The sequence below is a fragment of the Methylomonas rivi genome (genome assembly GCF_024505165.1).
Taxonomy (GTDB): domain Bacteria; phylum Pseudomonadota; class Gammaproteobacteria; order Methylococcales; family Methylomonadaceae; genus Methylomonas; species Methylomonas rivi.
The window spans coordinates 15347-33745 of sequence record NZ_JANIBK010000034.1 but is presented as its reverse complement, the minus strand read 5'-3'; the positions used below and the strand labels follow the sequence as shown (position 1 = coordinate 33745).

General features: G+C 53.3%; 18 protein-coding genes and 1 tRNA gene. 13 read left to right on the top strand and 6 right to left on the bottom strand.

The features are described 5' to 3' along the window. Positions 1-156: 156 nt before the first annotated feature. The 3 genes from NP596_RS08775 to NP596_RS08765 form a co-directional block, all read right to left on the bottom strand. Positions 157-447 carry a transposase gene (locus NP596_RS08775; protein WP_504129984.1) on the bottom strand — a complete coding sequence of 97 codons (291 nt, stop codon included), beginning with the start codon at positions 445-447 and terminating at the stop codon, positions 157-159. Between the two features lie 133 nt (positions 448-580). Then, positions 581-1087, bottom strand: a complete 507-nt coding sequence (locus NP596_RS08770; RefSeq protein WP_256614941.1) for a DUF4410 domain-containing protein — start codon at positions 1085-1087, stop codon at positions 581-583. 256 nt (positions 1088-1343) lie between these two features. Then, positions 1344-1433: transfer RNA gene (locus tag NP596_RS08765), tRNA-Ser, on the bottom strand. A 57-nt stretch (positions 1434-1490) separates the two neighbouring features. On the opposite strand from NP596_RS08765, the gene NP596_RS08760 reads away from it, so the two are divergent. The 5 genes from NP596_RS08760 (at position 1491) to fae (ending at position 6047) form a co-directional block, all read left to right on the top strand. Further along, positions 1491-2636 (top strand): ATP-grasp domain-containing protein, encoded by a 1146-nt coding sequence (locus NP596_RS08760; RefSeq protein ID WP_256614940.1) that lies wholly within the window; start codon positions 1491-1493, stop codon positions 2634-2636. After that, positions 2620-3603: a methenyltetrahydromethanopterin cyclohydrolase gene (gene mch / locus NP596_RS08755; protein ID WP_256614939.1), complete on the top strand. Its 984-nt coding sequence runs from the start codon at positions 2620-2622 to the stop codon at positions 3601-3603. Before NP596_RS08760 ends, mch begins: the two co-directional genes overlap by 17 nt. Before the next feature lie 72 nt (positions 3604-3675). Next, complete coding sequence (locus tag NP596_RS08750) at positions 3676-4578, top strand: ATP-grasp domain-containing protein (RefSeq protein ID WP_256614938.1); 903 nt, start codon at positions 3676-3678, stop codon at positions 4576-4578. Next, the gene (locus NP596_RS08745; RefSeq protein WP_256614937.1) at positions 4575-5435 is read left to right on the top strand and encodes a triphosphoribosyl-dephospho-CoA synthase; all 861 of its coding nucleotides are present in this window, start codon (positions 4575-4577) and stop codon (positions 5433-5435) included. Before NP596_RS08750 ends, NP596_RS08745 begins: the two co-directional genes overlap by 4 nt. 93 nt (positions 5436-5528) lie before the next feature. Then, complete coding sequence (gene fae, locus NP596_RS08740) at positions 5529-6047, top strand: formaldehyde-activating enzyme (RefSeq protein ID WP_256603712.1); 519 nt, start codon at positions 5529-5531, stop codon at positions 6045-6047. Positions 6048-6102: 55 nt separating this feature from the next. Here the strand turns inward: fae and NP596_RS08735 are convergent, their stop codons facing one another. Further along, on the bottom strand, positions 6103-6780 hold the full coding sequence (locus NP596_RS08735) for a HisA/HisF-related TIM barrel protein (RefSeq protein ID WP_256614935.1): 678 nt from the start codon (positions 6778-6780) through the stop codon (positions 6103-6105). A 15-nt stretch (positions 6781-6795) separates the two neighbouring features. Between NP596_RS08735 and NP596_RS08730 the strand changes: the two genes are divergently transcribed. The 5 genes from NP596_RS08730 to NP596_RS08710 all read left to right on the top strand — a co-directional run bounded on the left by NP596_RS08730 (position 6796) and on the right by NP596_RS08710 (position 11505). Further along, entirely contained in the window at positions 6796-7788 is a 993-nt protein-coding gene (locus tag NP596_RS08730) for an ATP-grasp domain-containing protein (protein ID WP_256614934.1), read from the top strand. Positions 7789-7798: 10 nt separating this feature from the next. After that, on the top strand, positions 7799-8845 hold the full coding sequence (locus NP596_RS08725; RefSeq protein WP_256614933.1) for a hydantoinase/oxoprolinase family protein: 1047 nt from the start codon (positions 7799-7801) through the stop codon (positions 8843-8845). Positions 8846-8922: 77 nt separating this feature from the next. Further along, positions 8923-10296 (top strand): aminodeoxychorismate synthase component I, encoded by a 1374-nt coding sequence (pabB, locus tag NP596_RS08720; protein WP_256614932.1) that lies wholly within the window; start codon positions 8923-8925, stop codon positions 10294-10296. Further along, the gene (locus NP596_RS08715) at positions 10293-10859 is read left to right on the top strand and encodes an amino acid kinase family protein (protein WP_256614931.1); all 567 of its coding nucleotides are present in this window, start codon (positions 10293-10295) and stop codon (positions 10857-10859) included. The genes pabB and NP596_RS08715 overlap by 4 nt, the downstream gene beginning before the upstream one ends. A 7-nt stretch (positions 10860-10866) precedes the next feature. Then, positions 10867-11505, top strand: coding sequence for a DUF2959 domain-containing protein (locus tag NP596_RS08710; RefSeq protein ID WP_504129978.1), 639 nt, complete (start codon positions 10867-10869; stop codon positions 11503-11505). A 1-nt stretch (position 11506) separates the two neighbouring features. On the opposite strand, the gene NP596_RS08705 is transcribed toward NP596_RS08710, so the two are convergent. Further along, a complete protein-coding gene (locus NP596_RS08705) occupies positions 11507-11941 on the bottom strand; it encodes a hypothetical protein (protein WP_256614929.1) in 435 nt (144 codons plus the stop codon). A gap of 161 nt (positions 11942-12102) precedes the next feature. Between NP596_RS08705 and NP596_RS08700 the strand changes: the two genes are divergently transcribed. The 3 genes from NP596_RS08700 (at position 12103) to pepA (ending at position 16405) form a co-directional block, all read left to right on the top strand. Then, the gene (locus NP596_RS08700; RefSeq protein ID WP_371927925.1) at positions 12103-13803 is read left to right on the top strand and encodes a GTPase; all 1701 of its coding nucleotides are present in this window, start codon (positions 12103-12105) and stop codon (positions 13801-13803) included. Continuing rightward, positions 13784-15358 (top strand): GTPase, encoded by a 1575-nt coding sequence (locus NP596_RS08695; RefSeq protein WP_256614927.1) that lies wholly within the window; start codon positions 13784-13786, stop codon positions 15356-15358. The genes NP596_RS08700 and NP596_RS08695 overlap by 20 nt, the downstream gene beginning before the upstream one ends. Positions 15359-15532: 174 nt before the next feature. Continuing rightward, entirely contained in the window at positions 15533-16405 is an 873-nt protein-coding gene (pepA, locus tag NP596_RS08690) for a flocculation-associated PEP-CTERM protein PepA (RefSeq protein ID WP_256614926.1), read from the top strand. A gap of 27 nt (positions 16406-16432) precedes the next feature. On the opposite strand, the gene NP596_RS08685 is transcribed toward pepA, so the two are convergent. After that, a complete protein-coding gene (locus NP596_RS08685) occupies positions 16433-18391 on the bottom strand; it encodes an alpha-amylase family glycosyl hydrolase (RefSeq protein ID WP_256614925.1) in 1959 nt (652 codons plus the stop codon). Positions 18392-18399 lie beyond the last annotated feature (8 nt).

Below are 18399 nucleotides of genomic sequence, written 5' to 3'. Positions count from 1 at the left end.
GAATCGTTCCCACGCTCCGCGTGGGAACGCCGCCCCGGACGCTCCAGCGTCCATCACCAAACATCTATCTCCATCAACCCCGCCAAGCCTTCATAGTTGGCGGCACTGGAATAACGCCAATGCTGCGGTAAGTTCACATAACCGCGTTTAACCGGGTTAGCGTGGATATAGTCTAGTTTTTCCCGCTGGAGATGGTCGATGATCCGGCGGACGGTATAAGCTTTGAAGCCGGCAACGCATTTGTCCAGTTCCTGGGCCTGGGCGATGGTTTTCCAAAATCACGTAGCCGTAGAGTTTTAAACCTGTGTGTTGGCGTTGGTATTGCCAACCGTCGAGGACGATTTGCACGGTTTCCGGGCGGGTAAACACGGCCAGCCATTCGACGACGGTGCAGGTCATGAAATGGGGGTTGTCGGCTTCGGTGATGAGGTAGCGGCTTCTTTCCATGATTTACCTTAATTCATAAGGACGCCGAACGTCCGGATCTGCATTCCCACGCGGAGCGTGGGAACGATGAAAACCGACGTGCCGCGCGGCGGCAGTGGCGATGGTGCTGGAACGGGGTGAAGGTTGTCGTTGCCTATTTACTCTTGCCGGTCGCCAGATCGACGATATGCTTGGAAGCTTCTTCCAGCAAAATGGTGGTTGAAGTTTCCGCGCCGCCGAAATTCCGGGTTGGTTCGTATTTTGTGCCGGGCGCTATCTCCAGGCCCGTGAACCGTTCTGCGCCGTCATAATCGACCAGCACCTTGCCTTTGTTGAGGTATTTTGCGTTATAGACCAACGAACCTCGTCCGGCCCCAAAACCGATCGTCAGTCTCAGCGCCGCATTGCCCGGATCGAATGCCGATACGGCTACCACCAGCTGCGTTACATTGTCGTCGTTGACCACGTTAAAGCCTTCGATCAGGAAGTTGGCCTGCAGGTAACGCGTCAATTTGTCGATAATTTCGGGGTTAGTACCGTTAACGGTTAGTTTGATGTCTTTGCCGTAGGCGATCACGTTTTCGGACGATGAGGTTTTGATCTCGTGCGTTGAACAAGCGCTTAATGCGCAAACCAATAACAATGGCGCGAAGCTTTTCATGGACAATTTCCTTAATTCTAAAAAAATCAATTGAACCGCGTTAGCTGTGCGGTACAAAAATACGTTGGTATCAGCGGAATATGCCGTGAGCCCGTCTTTGCCTTTTTCTAATCCAAAGCCCATGTCTTTTCGTGCCGTGTCGCGAGTCCGAGTCGAGGCCGGGCGGGATTTTCGGTTCATGCGCCCATCCTTTGCGTGTCGGGTTATGGACATAAAAAAACCCGCAAGCCTTGCGGCGGTGCGGGTTTTTGAATTATGGCGGAGAGCTAGGGATTCGAACCCCAGGAAGGGATAAACCTTCAACGGTTTTCAAGACCGCCGCTTTCGACCGCTCAGCCAGCTCTCCAAGAGCCGCGCATTATGCCAGATAATTTTTTTAAATCCAGCATTTTTTCTTGTTACCATGAAATTTTCCGAGCCGGCCCGGATGAGCAACCTGAAGCTTCCGTCTAAATTATTGGTAATCGCACGCTCCGCCCGTATGCTGGCGCAATTGGCGGTGGATGCAGGGTTTCAAGCGGTTGCCGTCGATTGTTATGCCGACCTGGACACCGTGGCATTAGCGGCCGAAACTGTCAAGGTCGACAATTTGGCCGCGGCTATTATTCAGCCTGTTATCGAGGCCTTGGCGAGCAGGCATGGTTTGACGCATATGGTTTACGGTAGCGGTTTCGAGCATTACGCCGAGAGTTTGGATTATTTGGAAAGCCGGTTGATCCTGCTCGGCAACACGGCCGCGCTTTTCAGGCGTTTTCAGGACAAGCCGGCTTTTTTTCAGCATCTCAAGCAATTATCCATCAAGCATCCGGAAACGGTTTTTTCCGCGCCGGCCGAAGGCGGCGATTGGTTGCTCAAGCCGATGCGCGGCGAGGGCGGCGTCGGCATTGCGCGGTTCGCCGACGGCCAAACCGTGGATGCACGGCGTTTCTACTGGCAGCGCTATTTGGTCGGCGAGGCGTTTTCGGTTTTGTTTGCGGCGGGTTTGGGACAGGTCAGGGTGTTGGGGTTTAATCGGCAGTGGGCGGTTGGAAACGATAAGCGGCGCTATCTGTTTGCCGGCGTCAGCAACCATGCGGACGTTTCGCCGAGAAACCGCGCGTTGTTGGCCGAATGGCTGGAGAAGTTAGTCGGGTTGTATCCGTTACAGGGTTTGGGGAGTCTGGATTTTATAGTGCATGACGGCGAATGCCATGTGTTGGAGATCAACGCCCGGATTCCGGCCAGCGCGCAGCTATACGGAACTTCGGTTTTCAACAAGCATTGTCTGGCTTGTCTGGGTGTGATCGATGATGCCGATTGGGTGCGTCCGGCCGGGTTTCAAATTATCTTCGCTCGAAACGAATTGCTGGTGCCCGTTGGATTAAGCTGGCCGGAATGGGCGGTTGACAGGCCCGCGGGCGGCGTATTTATTGGCAAGGGGGCGCCGGTTTGCAGTATCATTGCCGCCGGAAACGATGCGGCCCAGGTCGAAACCCGACTGCGGCATCGGCAAATTATCATCGACAATTTTATAAATACAGGTCATTTAAGTCATGCAATACCAAGCTAGCGTCAATAAACTCACTCAACCTCTAGTGGCTCATCTGCTGGATCATGCGGATAAACTGAGGCTGGGCGTCGAGAAACTAGAAAACGGTTGCACGATTATCGATGCCGGCATCAATGTACCGGGCGGTCTGGAAGCGGGCCGTATCATCACAGAAATCTGCATGGGCGGCATGGGCACCGCGACCCTGTCGCAAAGCTGCTACACAAATAACTGGCCGCTGACGATTAACGTGCATGCCGCTAATCCGGTATTGTCCTGTCTGGGCAGTCAATACGCCGGCTGGAGTTTATCGCACGGCAAATATTATGCGCTGGGTTCCGGCCCCGCGCGCGCCATGGCGACTAAAGTCAAAGACGGCGCGGTTGAGCCGGTCGAAGAACTTTATAAAGAACTGGAATACCGCGACAGTAACGATAAAACCGTGTTGGTGATCGAAAACGACGCCGTGCCACCAGTTGAAATTGTCGAAAAAGTGGCTGCCGCTTGCGGTGTGTCGCCGGCCGATTTGACGATTATCGTCACGCCGACCAGCAGTTTGGCGGGCGGTGTGCAAGTAGTGGGCCGGGTGCTGGAAGTGGCCATGCATAAAGCGCATGCTCTGCATTTTCCGTTGGAAAATATTATCGACGGCAGCGGTTCCGCGCCGGTCTGTCCGCCGCACCCCAATTTCGTTAAAGCCATGGGCCGCACCAACGATGCGATCTTGTTTGCCGGGCAGGTGCATTTGTTCGTGAAGGGCAGCGACGAAGCCGCCGAAAAATTGGCCAAAGAATTGCCGAGCTCGACCTCCAAGGATTACGGCAAGCCGTTTGCCGATATTTTTAAGGCTTATGAATACGATTTCTTTAAAGTCGATGCCATGCTGTTCAGTCCCGCCGTGGTGATTGTGACCGCGGTTGAGTCGGGCAAGAGTTTCCGCGCCGGTAAACTGGATAACGCCCTGCTGGATCAATCTTTCGGCCTTTAAGGGTTATTTTTCGGCAAGCCGGGCTTTTTGAGTCCGGCTTTTTTGTGTCTATCTAAAATTTTGATTAAGTCCTTGCGTCGAATAGCCATTTTTACCGATGACCCCGGCTGGCACGGCAAGCAGCTTTGCCGCGCCTTTGCGGCCCGCTCGTGCCATGCGGAGTATGTTTCCCTTACCGATTGCCGTATCCAGGTTACCGATGATTTACCGGTATTGATTCCCGGTTTTGAACACGCGCTGCCCGATGCGGTGTTTGTGCGCGGCGTGCCGGGCGGTTCGCTGGAAGAGGTGGTGTTTTATCTGGATGTGTTGCATGCCTTAAAAATTTTAAGCGTGCCGGTGTATAACGATGGCCATGCCATCGAACGTAGCGTCGATAAAGCTATGACCAGCTTTTTGTTGCGGCATGCCGGCATTTCCACGCCTAAAACCTGGGTGCTGCGCGATCGGGAGCAGGCCCTGGCCGTCGCCGAGCGGGAATTGGCCGCGGGGCATTATTTAATCAGCAAGCCTTTATTCGGCTCGCAGGGCGAAGGCATACGCCGGATAGAAAAATCCACCGACTTACTATGGCTTACCGGCAGTCACGGCATTTATTATTTGCAGCGTTTCGTCGAATGCGAAGGGGACGGTTATTCCGATAAGCGGATCTTCGTGATTAACGGCAAAGCCGTGGCGGGTATGCGCCGGCGCGGCATTTCCTGGTTGAACAACGTTGCTAGAGGCGCTTCCTGCGAAACCATCGAATTGACCGCCGAACTGACGGAGCTGGCGGTCAGGGCGGTTGCCGCGCTGCAAATGGATTATGCCGGCGTCGATATCATCAGGGATCGCGACGGCAGGCTGACGGTGATTGAAGTCAATAGCGTGCCGGCCTGGAAGGGCTTGCAGGGTGCATGCGGCGTGGATATTGCCGAGCTGTTGGTCGACGATCTGGTTCAACGCCATATGTACAGCATGAAGGCGGTGGCGTGATAGCGCGACAGCGTTTGGCTACCGCGTATATCCAGGCCTGCGAAGCCGAATTGCAGGCATTCAAGCCGGGTAATGTCAGCGTATTCAGCGACGGCCACGATATGACGGTGGCGGATTTCAGGCGCAGCGCCGAAGTTAGCGCGGCGCCGATTTCCGATCCGGCTTATAGTCTGGGCGAAAAAATCTATTACGCGGTCAAAGCTACCCGCGAGGCTGTGGCTTGCAATACCAATCTGGGGATTATTCTGCTGTGCGCGCCATTGATGCAGGCCGCCCAGTTTGCGCGGCGGCCGGACGATTTACGGCAAGCGTTAGACGAAGTATTGAACGCCACCACCGAGCAGGATGCGGATTGGGCGTTTCGGGCCATTGCGTTGGCGTCGCCGGGCGGCTTGGGCGAATCCGAACAGCAGGATGTGCATAGGCAAGCCACGGTAACTTTATTGCAGGCCATGGCGCTGGCGGCGGACAGGGACAGAATTGCCTTGCAGTATACAAATTGCTTTAAAGATGTTTTTGATTTTACGATTTTGGCGTATAATCGTGCTTTCGTTTTGTCTGGCGATAGCGGCTGGGCTGCATTAAGGGTTTATGCCGACATGCTAGCTCGTTATCCGGATAGCCATATTGAGCGAAAGTATGGAAAGCAGTATTCAGAGTGGATTGCGGAAGAGATGGCTTTGTTATGCAAGGCGATGGATGCCGCTAATAAGCCGGAAGAGGTTTTGACTATGCTGTATCGCATCGATGAGGCTTTCAAGGCGAAAAAAATCAATCCGGGTACAACCGCTGACATCACTGTCGCAACAGTACTGGTGGTGCTACTGGAACAGCTTTTTAGACAAACTGATGTCTAAAAAGTGTTTAAGGGAATTGCCCAGAAGCGTCTATAAACGGACTAAACGTGTCTTTTACTTGGTTCAATCTTATCTTTAGGGGATAAATTAAAAATGGCTAAAATTACAAACATGCGCGTTGGCGAATCTTTGGTTGGCGAAGGCAATGAAATTGCTCACATCGACTTGATCGTCGGCCCACGTGGCTCAGCTGCTGAAACTGCGTTTGCTAACGCTTTGACAAACAACAAAGACGGTTTCTCCACTCTGTTGGCTGTTGTTGCACCTAACCTGATGGTTAAACCAGCTACCATTCTGTTCAACAAAGTCACCATCAAAGGTTCAAAACAAGCCGTTCAAATGTTTGGACCAGCGCAACGCGGCGTAGCCATGGCTGTTGCCGATTGTGTTGAAGACGGTACTATCCCTGCTGACGAAGCTGACGATTTGTTCGTATCTGTCGGTGTTTTCATCCACTGGTTGGCTGAAGATGACGCTAAAATCGAATCTTTCAACTACGCTGCAACCAAAGAAGCTCTGAAACGCGCTGTTGCTGGTTCTCCAACCGCTGCTGAAGTTGTTGCCGGCAAAAAAGAAGCAAAACACCCATTCGCAGTTAACAACGAAGCATAAGTTGTTGCTAGCCTAGATGGCTAAAATACCCCGGCTTGCCGGGGTATTTTTTTGCCTATAGGTTTTTGATTTGCGCGCCGCCGATTGTGCCGTTATGTAGAGCCGTGGCCACCAGCGCAGCCTGTATGCCGCGGTTTTCAAGGTTTTCGAGATCGTTTGCATGGCGTATGCCGCCGGCGGCAATAAACTGTTTTGCCGGATGCCGGCGGTGTAATTCGGCCAGTTTTTCCACATCCGGGCCGCTGTTGCTACCGACCCGGCTCAAGGTCATCACGATAATCCTGTCGGGCCAGAATTGGCTTTGCTCGAACCAGGAGCGGTGACCGGCCGGTTGCCGGTCTTTATAATCCAGCGAAAGAATAAATGGCCGTTCGGAGCGGCTAGCGGGCGACTGTTGCGATTCGCTGCCGATTATCCATTTTTGATTCGGCCGCCCCGCGCTAATCTGGGATAATTGGCTGCCGTTGTCTATCCAGAATTCGATATGAGGGTAGGCGGCCAGCAGGGATTCGATTAACGGCCAGTGGTTGCCCGCTCCGGTAATGGCGTTTAAATCGGCGATATAAAATTGTTCGAACGGATGTAATTTTAAAAACCCCGCCATAACGGTATCGATATCGCTGTCGCCGGTCAAGACGGAATGTAAATGTATCGGCTGATAGTGAGCCCGGTTGCCGCGCTGGGCGTGCACGACCAAGCCGTCCTTTAAATCGATCACTGGGATAATCTGCATATTAAGGTGTAACGGTTGAAAATTCTTGTATTCGAATACATCACGGGCGGCGGATTGGCGGGACAGGCTTTGCCCGTATCGCTGCTGGCCGAAGGCCGCATGATGTTACAGGCTTTGCTGGACGATCTGAAGTCTTTGCCGAATTTACCCGTGCTATTGCCGCTGGACGATCGCTGCCGGAATGTGTCATTGCCGCGCAATACCGAGGTCGTGCCTGTCGCTCAAACCGATGATATCCAGCAAATTTTAACGGATTTGATCCCGCAAGCCGGTTTGGTCTGGCTGATTGCACCGGAGAGCGATGGCATATTGGAGGGTCTGGCGCGGCTAGTAACCGCGCAACAAAAAATTTTATTGCTGTCCCAACCTGAAACGCTGGCCATTTGCGCGAACAAGTTATCTACTTACCGTTGCTTATTGGCCAATGGCATTCCGGCGGTTGAGACATTGTCCTTGGCCGGCTTGCACCAAGCGCCGTTTCCCGCCTGTGTTATCAAGCCAATCGACGGGGTCGGCTGCGAAGGCAGTCTGATCGTTGACGATCCGGCGTATTATCCGGCCGCCATCAAAAACCTGCTACACCACGAAAGCCTGTTGGTACAGCCGTTGCAGGTCGGGCAGGTTCTGAGTTTGTCTTGTCTGTTCAAACAGGGCAGGGGCTGGTTATTATGTTGCAACCGGCAGCTGGTAGAGGTCCGGCAAAACCGTTTTAGCCTGCGGGCCTGTCTGGTGAATGCCGACCATCCGCAATTGGCGCTTTATCAGGAATTAGTGGATAGGGTTGCCGTCGCCATGCCCGGTTTATGGGGTTATATCGGTATCGATATTATCGATACGCCGCAACAAGGGCCGTTGATATTGGAAATCAACCCGCGTTTGACGACCTCTTACGCCGGCATCCGCCGGGCGACCGGCATTAATGTGGTGGAGCAGGTATTGCGCTTGCTGGATGGCGATCCTTATTTATGTTTCTCCGATAATCAATCGGTACAGGTTGATATTCATTAAAAATCCGACTATGCAAAAAAATATCATGGGCTGGGACATCGGCGGCGCCCACGTCAAGGCCGCATTGCTCAGCGAGGCTGGCGAAGTGCTGCGGGCGGTTCAGCAGCCTTGCCCGCTTTGGAAAGGGCTAGCCTATTTGGAACAAGCCGTCCAGGCGGTTTTACGGGCGCTGCCGTACCATTGCGGCCGCCATGCCGTAACCATGACCGGCGAACTGGTGGATTGTTTTTCCGGTCGGGAACAAGGCGTGGCGGCCATTATCCGCACCTTGCGAGAGCAGCTGGGCGCTGCAAACATGTTGATATTCGCCGGCGGCAAGGGTTTTATCGACGTGGAAGCGGTGAATCGAAACCATTATCTGGCCATCGCCTCCGCCAATTGGATAGCCAGCGCCCAGCTGACGGCTAAACTCAGAGAGCGGGCATTATTTGTAGACATAGGTAGCACTACCACCGATATCCTGCTGATAGAACGGCATACCCTACAGGCCGTGGGCGACAGCGATTATACCCGCTTGGTGTCGGGCGAGCTGGTGTATACCGGCATCGTGCGTACCTCAGTGATGGCGGTTGCCCAGCAGGCCGAATTCAATGGGCAATCCATGGGTTTGATGGCCGAATATTTTGCCACCATGGCCGATGTCTACCGCATCACCGGCGATTTAAATGAAGCACACGATCAAAGCGATACCGCCGATGGCGCCGAAAAATCTTCTCTGGCTAGCGCCCGCCGCTTGTCGCGCATGACCGGTTACGAATTTGCCGAAAGCGACTGGCCGCTATGGCAGGCATTCGCCCAAACCTTAAAGCAACAGCAAAAAGATAAGTTGCGTCTAGCCTGTTTGCGGCAAATGCAAAGAACAACCTTGACGGAAAAAGTGGGTTTTGTCGGTGCCGGGGTAGGGCGCTTTTTAGTCAAGGAAATCGCCGGCGAACTCGGGATTGATTATCTGGACTTTACCCAGTTACTCAGGTCATCGGCGGACCTTGGCGAAATCGATGCCGCCGATTGCGCGCCGGCGGTCGCTGTCGCTTATCTTGCTCACGATGTTGGTTAATATCGGCGGCTGGTATAAAATCCGCCGATTGCCACGCAGCCATTCGGCCAAGCCGAATCGTCTAATCACACCACTTAATGCCTTTAACTAAAGTCACCAAACAATCGCTGCCTTATTTTGAGGACAGTTCCCTGTTATTTGCGACCTGCGCCGACCGGCCTTGGGCGGTTTATCTGGACAGCGCGTTTCCGCTTAGCCGGCAAGGCCGCTTCGATATTATGGCTTACCAACCGGTTTGCACTTTGCAGACATTCGGTCATTCGACGCATATCGATGAGCATGGCGTTCAATCCGTCAGCGCCGAAGATCCATTCGAATTACTCAAAGCCCGTTTGGGCGCACCGCTGCCGGCCATAGACGAATTACCGTTTAACGGCGGTGCGATCGGCTATTTCGCTTACGATCTGGCCCGGCGTATCGAAAAACTACCGGTATCGGCCGAAGATGCCGAACAACTACCGGACATGGCGATCGGTATTTACCGTTGGGCCGTGGTGGTGGACCACCAAAAACGCCAAAGTTGGCTGGTAGGTTACGGTCTTGCCGACGAGCTGGTGGAGGCGGTGTCGGAACAATTCAGCCAAGTGCCCGAGCATTTCGACTTAAATAACTTCAAAGTCTTGCAAGCCCCGCAGTCGAATATGAGCCGGCAAAGTTACGGGCAGGCTTTTGCCAAAATAAAGCATTATTTGAAGGAAGGCGATTGTTATCAGGTCAATTTGACCCAGCGCTTTTCCAGCCCTTGCCGGGGAAACCCCTGGTTTGCCTACCAGACGCTACGCAGAATCAATGCCGCGCCGTTCAGCGCCTACTTGAATTTCCCCGATGTACAAGTCCTGAGTTCGTCGCCGGAGCGGTTTTTGCGGGTCATAGACGGTCAGGTTCAAACCAAGCCGATCAAGGGCACCCGGCCGCGCAAGGCCTTGGCCAGCGAAGACCAAAAACAAATTGCCGCCCTGGCCGCCAGCGACAAGGATAGGGCGGAAAACGTGATGATCGTGGATTTGCTCAGAAACGACCTGGGCAAAAGCTGCAAGGAAGGCTCGGTGCGGGTGCCTGAATTGTTTGCCGTCGAGAGCTATGCCACCGTGCATCATCTGGTCAGCACCGTCACCGGCGAGTTGGCCGACGATCGGCACGCGCTGGATTTGCTGCGCAGTTGCTTCCCGGGCGGATCGATTACCGGGGCGCCTAAAATTCGCGCCATGGAAATCATCGAAGAACTGGAGCCGCAGCGGCGCGGCGTCTATTGCGGGGCGATCGGCTATATCGGTTTCGACGGCAATATGGATACCAATATTGCCATCCGCACGCTGGTGCATAACCGAGGCAGCATCCGCTTTTGGGTGGGCGGCGGCATTGTCAACGACTCGGATGAAGACGCGGAATACCAAGAATGCTTCGATAAGGCCGCCGCCTTGCTGCAATTACTGCAACAATTCCAGCAATGATCACAGTCGTCAAACTGGGCGGTAGTTTATTGTCGGCGCGGGTACTGCCGGCCTGCCTGGCCAAACTAGCCGATTATCCGGGCCAGGTGTTCATCGTGCCGGGCGGCGGCGTGTTTGCCGACCAGGTCCGGGCGGCGCAACGGCAGTGGGGCTTTGACGATGTTGCCGCTCATCGCATGGCCATTTTGGCGATGCAGCAAATGGCTTGGCTGTTTCACAGTCTGCGGCCGGAGTTTGCCGTGTTCGGGAAAGTCGCTACCGCGGGCGATTGTGCAAAAGCGGCCATTTGGTCGCCTTGTCTGCAAGAGCTGGAACAAGCCGGCATAGCGGCCAGTTGGGATATTACCTCGGACAGCTTGGCCGCCTGGCTGGCCGGGCAAGTGGCCGCCGACGAATTGTTGCTGGTTAAATCCTGCCCAATCGAGCCGGAAGCGCCATTGGCGCTGTTGCGGCAACAAGGCATTATCGACGCCGGCTTTGTTGAATTTGTAAGCCGCGCCGGGTTTAAAACCACCGTTATCAACAAAGACCGTTTCCTATCCTCGCATGCTCAGATTCATTAAATCGCTGTTGAACAAACCTTTGCGTAACGCCTATTACCAAAGCCGCGAGTCTTTGCTCGGCCACCATAAGCGCGACATTGTAGTGGTGCAGGTCGATCAAGCATGCGAGAGCCTTAAGGATAGCCGGGACCAATTCGTCGATGCCCTGGAAAAATTCAAAATCATCGCCCGCCATGACGACAGCCCGTTGGAGTTGCGTTACCAGCAATTGAAAAAACGCTACGATATTTGCCGCGGCAAGGCCGAGCAGGTCGGACAGCGGATTCAGGCCATTGAAGAAGTCAGCGAAGCCCTGTTCGCCGAATGGGAAGCCGAGCTGGAGCTGTACAGCAACCGTTCTTTGCGGGCCCGCAGCCAGCAGCAATTGAAAAAATCCCGGCAGCAGTACGGCCGGTTGCTGAAGACCCTGCAAGTGGCCGAGTCGCGCATGCAGCCGGTGTTGGCGGCATTTCAGGATCAGGTATTGTTTTTAAAGCATAATCTGAATGCCCATGCGATTGCGGCGTTGCGGCACGAGTTTTTCGAGATGGGCGTGGATATTTCCAAATTAATCGAGGTGATGGAAAAAACCATCGCCGAAGCCAGCCAGTTCGTGTCTGTTCTGGTGGAACAAAAACAACTGCCGGCCCCGGCGTTGCGGCGCTGAATTACATGGATTGCATTTTGTAATCGACGCGGTGCGGGTTCGATTTGTCGCGCGCATCGGGGGTTTTCTTGCGGTTTTGGTCGATACGCTCCTGGGTATATTGAGCGATCATTTGATCCCAGTTGCCGTATTGTTCATATTCCTTGTTACCGCCGGCCTTGCGTTTCTCAAACAGCTCCTTACCCTTGGCGATTAACTGCTCCGGCGTTTTACCGTCGATCTCGTTCAAAAACTCCTTATTATTTCTGATCTCGTCGCGCAAGGTCCAGAATGACACTTCAAATTCGATGCGCTGATCCAACGGCAGTTTTTCCTTGATGGCGTTGACCGACCTGTTGACGGTTTTCAGGCTGCTGCCGTTAATTTGGTGGCTTTTGTTGCAACCGATCGCTAACGTACAGATCAGAAAAACCAGAATAGTTGTCGCTTTTTTCATAATGAAAGCCCCCCTGTGGCCTAAATAAACAAACCCGGAATTTTATATTTATAATGCGGCGATCCGGGTCATTAAACTAACTAATTTACTCGGTAATTATAAACCCAAGCCCTTTTATCATGCTGGAATTTATCCAACTTCTCAAACAGCGATACCAGTCAGTGCTTGCGCAACTGGACCTTAAAAGCCCTCTGCATTTTGAATACCAACAGCGTATCGAGCAACTGTTGCATGCGGAGGCATTTCTGCGCAAGGGCCTATTAATCCATGATTTTCCGGAATGTCCACTGCAAATTGCCGTAATCGGCCCCACTCAGGCCGGTAAAAGTTCTATCGTCAATGTGCTGTTAAACGATACCTTGGCGGGCGTCAGTCCCTTGGCCGGTTATACCGTGCATGCCCAGGGTTTTTGCCATGGGTTGCGCAGCGATGATCCGGAGGGGTTGCAGCATTATTTCGGCCGCTTTCAAAAATTGGACGCCGCCTCTCTGAGCCGTAACCGTTTCGATTGTTATGCCGTTACCGGTAGCGTGGCCCGGTCCGAGTTATTGCCGGCCTGCGTGATATGGGACACTCCAGATTTCGATTCCATCGACGCGGCCGATTACCGGGAAGGCGTTATCAGAACCGTGGCTTTGGCCGACCTGATTGTGCTGGTGGTCAGTAAGGAGAAATATGCCGACCAGTCGGTTTGGGAAGTCATGCAAACCCTGGAGGCATTCGGCCAGCCAACCCTGATTTGTCTGAATAAATTAGCGGAAGGCAGCGAAACCCTGGTGCTGGATTCGCTACGGCAAAAATGGCAACAGACCCGTAGCGATGCCATGCCTGAAGTGGTTTCCCTATTGTTTGAAAAAAACCGCGGCGGGCCGGTTTGGCCGCTAAACGCTCAAGCGGCGCTTTTCGGGTTGGCAAAACGGCTCGACCGTAAAAAACACGGCGAGCAGCAACAGCTGTTTTTGAATCGATACTGGCGGCAGTGGCTGGAACCGGTATTCGCCGAGCATCGCGCCCAAAGCCAATGGCAGGGCATGATCGATCAATGCCTGGAAGAGGCGAGTACGGCCTATCGCCGGGATTTTCTGGATCATCCGCACCACTACCACACCTTTCAGGCCGCCTTGCTGAATTTATTGAACCTGCTGGAAATTCCGGGCCTTGCCAAAATATTGGGCAAAACCCGGCGGGCGATGACTTGGCCGGTACGCAAGCTGATGAAGTTGGGGCGCGGCGAGTTTAAGGCCAGCCCCGACCTGGAAATCAGTATTTTGAACCAAATCGGCGACCACGTGATGATCAGGTTGGCGGATAAATTGCTAGAAAAAACCGAAACCGAGGTACTGAACAGCGGCTGGTGGCGCGAAACGGCGGTGCTGCTTAGACAAAAAAGAGGCGAACTTAGCATGGCTTACCAACAAGCCGTCCTCGGCTATCACCAGGATTTTCTCCAGGATGTCGATGCCGCGGCGCATAGGCTGTACCGCAAATTACAAGAACAGCCGCTGGTTTTGAACAGCCTGCGGGCGACAAGACTTTCTACCGATGCCGGGGGCATGTTTCTGGCCATTCAAGCCGGCGGTATCGGCGTACACGATCTGGTAATTACTCCGTTAATGTTGACCATTACTTCGCTGTTGGCGGAAAGCGCTATCGGCGGCTATATGCAGCGCGTCGAAGCGGAACTGAAACAGCGGCAACTGCACACGGTTAAAACCCAGCTGTTTCAAGCGGTTTTGCGCGAGCAATTGTATCAATTGCCGCGGCATATTCAGCTTCCCACGCGTTTCAATATCACCGAACAACAGTGCCGACAGGCCGAACAAGCGCTGAAAGAGAAAAAACATGGCTTACGAATACTCTGAACTTTTAACCCAGGCACAAAGCTGGGCGCAAACCGCCATAGCGCAAGGCCATTTGAAAGAAGCCTGCGCGCGGGAGTTATTCGAGCTGGATTTGCGTAGCCCGGCACAATTGTTCGCCGGCCGGCCGGCTCAATCCAGGCCGCTTATCGTGGCGTTTATAGGCGGTACCGGCGTGGGTAAAAGCTCCTTATTAAACCGGCTGGCGGGACAGGCCGTTGCCAAGGCAGGTATCGAACGTCCGACCTCGCGCGAAGTGACGTTGTACCATCACCGCTCGCTGGAACTACAACAATTGCCGGCCAATCTGCCGCTGGATAAAACCAAGCTGGCCCAACACGACAATCCGCAAAACGATCATATCGTCTGGATAGACATGCCCGATTTCGACAGTATCGAGTTGGCCAACAAGAGCTTGGTACTGGAATGGCTGCCGCATATCGATGTGTTGCTCTACGTCGTCAGCCCGGAACGTTACCGCGATAACAAAGCTTGGCAGCTATTGCAGGCCGAGGGCGGCAAACATGCCTGGTTGTTTGTCATGAACCAGTGGGATAGGGCGGTACCCTCCCAATTAGAGGATTTTAAACAGCAATTGAGTAAGGCGGGGTTTACCGATCCGCTGGTGCTATATACCAGTTGTACCGAACCTGATGGCGACCGATTTTCCGAATTGTTGCAGCAGCTTAACGCGCTATCCTTACGGCAAACCATGCTGCAAATGACCGAGCATAACGAACGTCTGCGGATACAGGCATTGGCCAAGCTATTACAGCGGTTTTCGCAACACCTCGGCGAACAGGACTTTGCCGGGTTGCGGCGACAGTTTTTCGAAAGCTGGCAACAGGCCGAATCGACTTTTCCGCAAGGCTTGGCCTGGGCGTTTCATGCCTATTCGGAGGCGTTGGCCAATCGCCCGGATGGCAAAAACGATATCGCCGTCTGGGATGCCTGGGCGCAAACACGCCTGGGCGATGTGTTGGAAAACCTGTTGCAACAAGCCGATCAATGCCATATTGCCGGTAAAGCGTTAAAACCCAGGCTGGAAATCTTGAAATCCGCTATCGACAAAAATGCTGCCCAGCAGATTGAATTGGCCGGGCGGCAAGCGCTGCTGAAGCCCGGTAACAGTCTGCAGCGTTTTCTGATGCGCTTAACGAACATTTGCGAAACCGTGCTGCCGATCATGGCCATGCTCGTTGTCGGTTATCAAGTGTTTTCGGGGTATTACCATAGTGCTGCCGAGTCGACAGCCTACCTCGGCGTGGACTTTGCGGTGCATAGCGTTTTATTGATCGCTTTGAGCTGGTTGATTCCGTTTTTTCTGCATAAAAAATTACAACCGTCCTTGCAAAAGGCCGCGTTGCAAGGATTGCATAAGGGCTTGCATCAAGTCCTGTCCGGGTTTAAAGCCGAATTGGAACAGGCCATGCTGGAGACGGAACAGAGTAGCCAGGCCTGCCGGCAAACGCTGCATGTGATTATCCCGGGCAGCATGCCCGGCAAGCCTGCCGTCGATAGCCGGGAGGGCTTGCTGAAGCGGGTCTTACTCCAGTAAATAGCGTGGGAAATGGCGTGCAATGGTAAGTCAAATAGCATAGTTTAAATGTCATGCGATGATCAGGCCCGTCTGGATATCGCCTAAGCGTCTGAATTTTAATAATAATGTTGTTTAGGCAGTTTATTTGCTGCCTTATTGATGGACACATTATTTTTTAAGGAGAGATCGGTTATGAAATTATATTTGGTAAGGAAGCTGATGTTGGCGGCAGGCGCTATCCTAATAATACCAAACGCCTTTGCGAATACATCCTGGGTCGGCACGGCCGATTATACGGCCGCGCCTGGCGCCGTCGGCGACGAAGCCAGCGTCGGGCCGTTCGACACTTACGATTTCGGCCCCGGAATCGGCTTGGTCAAACCCGATACCACGGTAGCGACAGGCAATACTTTTACCGGGTATTTTCAAACCGTCGTCACCAGCCATATTTTCGATGCGACGGCGCTTAACGTGGGACAGCTCGATGTGTCGGGAGGCGCTAACTTCAGCGGAACGGGTAACGGATTCGAATTAACCGTACGTTCTTTTTTTACCGGCCAATACACCAATGTGTCGCCGAGCTCGCTGGACGTTGTCATCACCGGCGGCACGGCCGGCCTTTATTTCGATAGCAATCCCAATTACAGTTTCGCCAACGATTTCGGTTTTGCCGACGGTGCATCGATCCTGTCGGGCACGATTACCGGCGGGGTGGGATCGATTTTCGCCCCAGCGGTTATCGGCGTAGGCTTCGAGCAAATCAGTCTGGATTTTTCAGGGGTGTTCGGCGGTTTTAATGCCGACGTATACGAACCCGACACTATCGCGGGCGGCACGGCGTTGTTTTCGGTAAAAGTCAAAACCGCGTTAAACAATACTCCGGTCATTAATCAGGTTGCCGGCGGAGCCAACAAGGTTGGCGGCGTCAGCGCCGTGGGCGGACAACTCTTTGAAATGGATGGCCAAATGCAGTTAACCGCGGTTCCGCTTCCCGGTGCGGCCTGGATGTTCTTAAGCGCTCTGACGGGTTTGCTGTCGGTCGGTAGAAAAAACCGTTTTGCCTGAACCGATTTTGGCTTGCGAGCGCCAATTTCAGCCTATCGTGCTTAGCCAATAAAATTGATAAGGCGGCAGCACGATGCGGTTACCGAATTGAGCCGGTTTACCGCCGGTGTAGATATCGATTTTTTGACCGTGCAGATTAATGCCGCGGGTGCTGATTCTGTCCAGATCAAGGTATTGCGGATTGCTGTCGAAATTGGCTACTACCAAAACCCGTTCGGAAGGGCGCCGGTGATCGAAGCGCATGTAACATAGCAAGTGTTCGTTGTCGGTATCGAGTATCTCCCGGTTATTGAAATCGGCAAAGGCCGAGGTTTCCTTCCGAATGGCGATCATTTTCTTCAAGGCATTGAACAGTACAAACTCGACGGTGCCCTGTTTTTTGCGTAACTCCGCCCGTTCCCAATTGATTTTAGGCCGGTGTATCCAGCGGTTATCGTCACTCTTGCCCTCATCCTCACGGTAACTGTAATCGTTGACTACCCCTATGGCATCGCCGTTGTACAACAATGGAATGCCGCCGAAAGACAGGATTAGGCTATGCAGCAATACAATGCGCTTGATCGCGGTATCGATCAGTTCCTGGTCGTTGTTTTCAATACCGGCCTCCAGTCCGGCCAAAGACGCCAGCGAACCGCAGATTCTGGCGTCGCCCGTGATCTCGTCACGCATGAATACCTCGCCGCGGGCGGGCGAAGCTTGGAAGCAGCCGCTGAAATAATCGATTAAAAATTGCCGGTGCGCATAGGGTTCGTAGCCCGCCGCGCGCACATCGTTGTCGTCAAAGCCGAAGCCTATGTCGTCGTGACAACGTACGTAGTTCAGCCAAGTGGCGCGCTCAAGTTTGTTGGGCAGGTTTTTCAGGCCCTGATACAGCAACTTGGCATTACGGGTGGCAATGCCGTCCCACAGCAAAGCCATGAATGTAGCGTTATAGGCGATTTCGCATTCCTTGGCGATGATGGCATCTTCGCCGAAATATTTGATGACTTCCACCGGCGCCACGATGGCCTCGGCGATGAACAGTACGCCGGGAGCGGTCACTTGGCAGCAGTCTTTTAACAATTGCAGAATCAAATGCGCATTGCGCTCGTTTTGGCAGCGGGTGCCGATTTTCTTCCACAGAAAGGCCACCGCGTCCAGCCGCAATACATCAACGCCCCGATTGGCCCAAAACAGGATGATGTCCAGCATTTCGATAAAGACTTTCGGGTTGCTGTAATTCAGATCCCATTGATACTCGTGAAATACCGTCATCACCCACTTTTGCATGTCTTCGTTCCAGGTGAAATTGCCTGGGTCGGTTTCCGGGAAGATTTGCGGCATGGTTTGTTCGAACATGTCCGGGATTTCCCGGTTGTCGAAGGTGAAATAATAATCTTGGTAGCGTTGGTCGCCCCGCATGGCTTTTTGCGCCCATTCGTGTTCGTCCGAAGTATGGTTGAGCACAATATCCAATACCAGCAAAATGTCGCGTTTTCTAAAGTCCTTGGCGATACGCGCCAAGTCGTCCAAATTGCCGATACGTTCGTCGATTCGGCGGAAATCGCTGACGGCATAGCCGCCGTCGCTCTTGCCGATGGGGCATTTTAAAATCGGCATGATATGCACCATATTGATGCCCAATTCCATAAAATAGGGGATCTTGCTGGCCAAGTCGGCCAAATTATCGGCAAAGCCATTGGTGTAAAGCGCCATGCCCACCCACTTTTGCGACAAAAACCAGTTGTGGTCGCGCTCGCGCTCAATGTCGACTTTTTCCAGTTCGGCGGAACGGTTGATGTAACCCTTGGCCATGGTTTCCACCAAGCTCAGCATCTGGGTACGAAAATCCTCCCTATGTCCGTAAAGAATATGGAACAAGGAATAGATGGCATAGAAGTTAGCCCCCAGACGGGTATAAAAATGCCTTAAATCCTGACGGATGATTTCAGGTTTCAGATCGTCGAGAATGGCATTTAGCAGGGAATGGGATTCTTGTTCGTACATGATATTCC

Bases quoted from the DNA above. Each gene is read 5' to 3' on its own strand.
- mch (WP_256614939.1), top strand. From the start codon at position 2,620: ATGCAATACCAAGCTAGCGTCAATAAACTCACTCAACCTCTAGTGGCT.
- NP596_RS08725 (WP_256614933.1), top strand. From the start codon at position 7,799: ATGCAAAAAAATATCATGGGCTGGGACATCGGCGGCGCCCACGTCAAG.
- NP596_RS08685 (WP_256614925.1), bottom strand. From the start codon at position 18,391: ATGTACGAACAAGAATCCCATTCCCTGCTAAATGCCATTCTCGACGAT.
- NP596_RS08770 (WP_256614941.1), bottom strand. From the start codon at position 1,087: ATGAAAAGCTTCGCGCCATTGTTATTGGTTTGCGCATTAAGCGCTTGT.
- NP596_RS08705 (WP_256614929.1), bottom strand. From the start codon at position 11,941: ATGAAAAAAGCGACAACTATTCTGGTTTTTCTGATCTGTACGTTAGCG.
- pepA (WP_256614926.1), top strand. From the start codon at position 15,533: ATGAAATTATATTTGGTAAGGAAGCTGATGTTGGCGGCAGGCGCTATC.
- NP596_RS08735 (WP_256614935.1), bottom strand. From the start codon at position 6,780: ATGCAGATTATCCCAGTGATCGATTTAAAGGACGGCTTGGTCGTGCAC.
- NP596_RS08760 (WP_256614940.1), top strand. From the start codon at position 1,491: ATGAAATTTTCCGAGCCGGCCCGGATGAGCAACCTGAAGCTTCCGTCT.
- pabB (WP_256614932.1), top strand. From the start codon at position 8,923: ATGCCTTTAACTAAAGTCACCAAACAATCGCTGCCTTATTTTGAGGAC.
- NP596_RS08775 (WP_504129984.1), bottom strand. From the start codon at position 447: ATGGAAAGAAGCCGCTACCTCATCACCGAAGCCGACAACCCCCATTTC.
- NP596_RS08695 (WP_256614927.1), top strand. From the start codon at position 13,784: ATGGCTTACGAATACTCTGAACTTTTAACCCAGGCACAAAGCTGGGCG.
- NP596_RS08715 (WP_256614931.1), top strand. From the start codon at position 10,293: ATGATCACAGTCGTCAAACTGGGCGGTAGTTTATTGTCGGCGCGGGTA.
- fae (WP_256603712.1), top strand. From the start codon at position 5,529: ATGGCTAAAATTACAAACATGCGCGTTGGCGAATCTTTGGTTGGCGAA.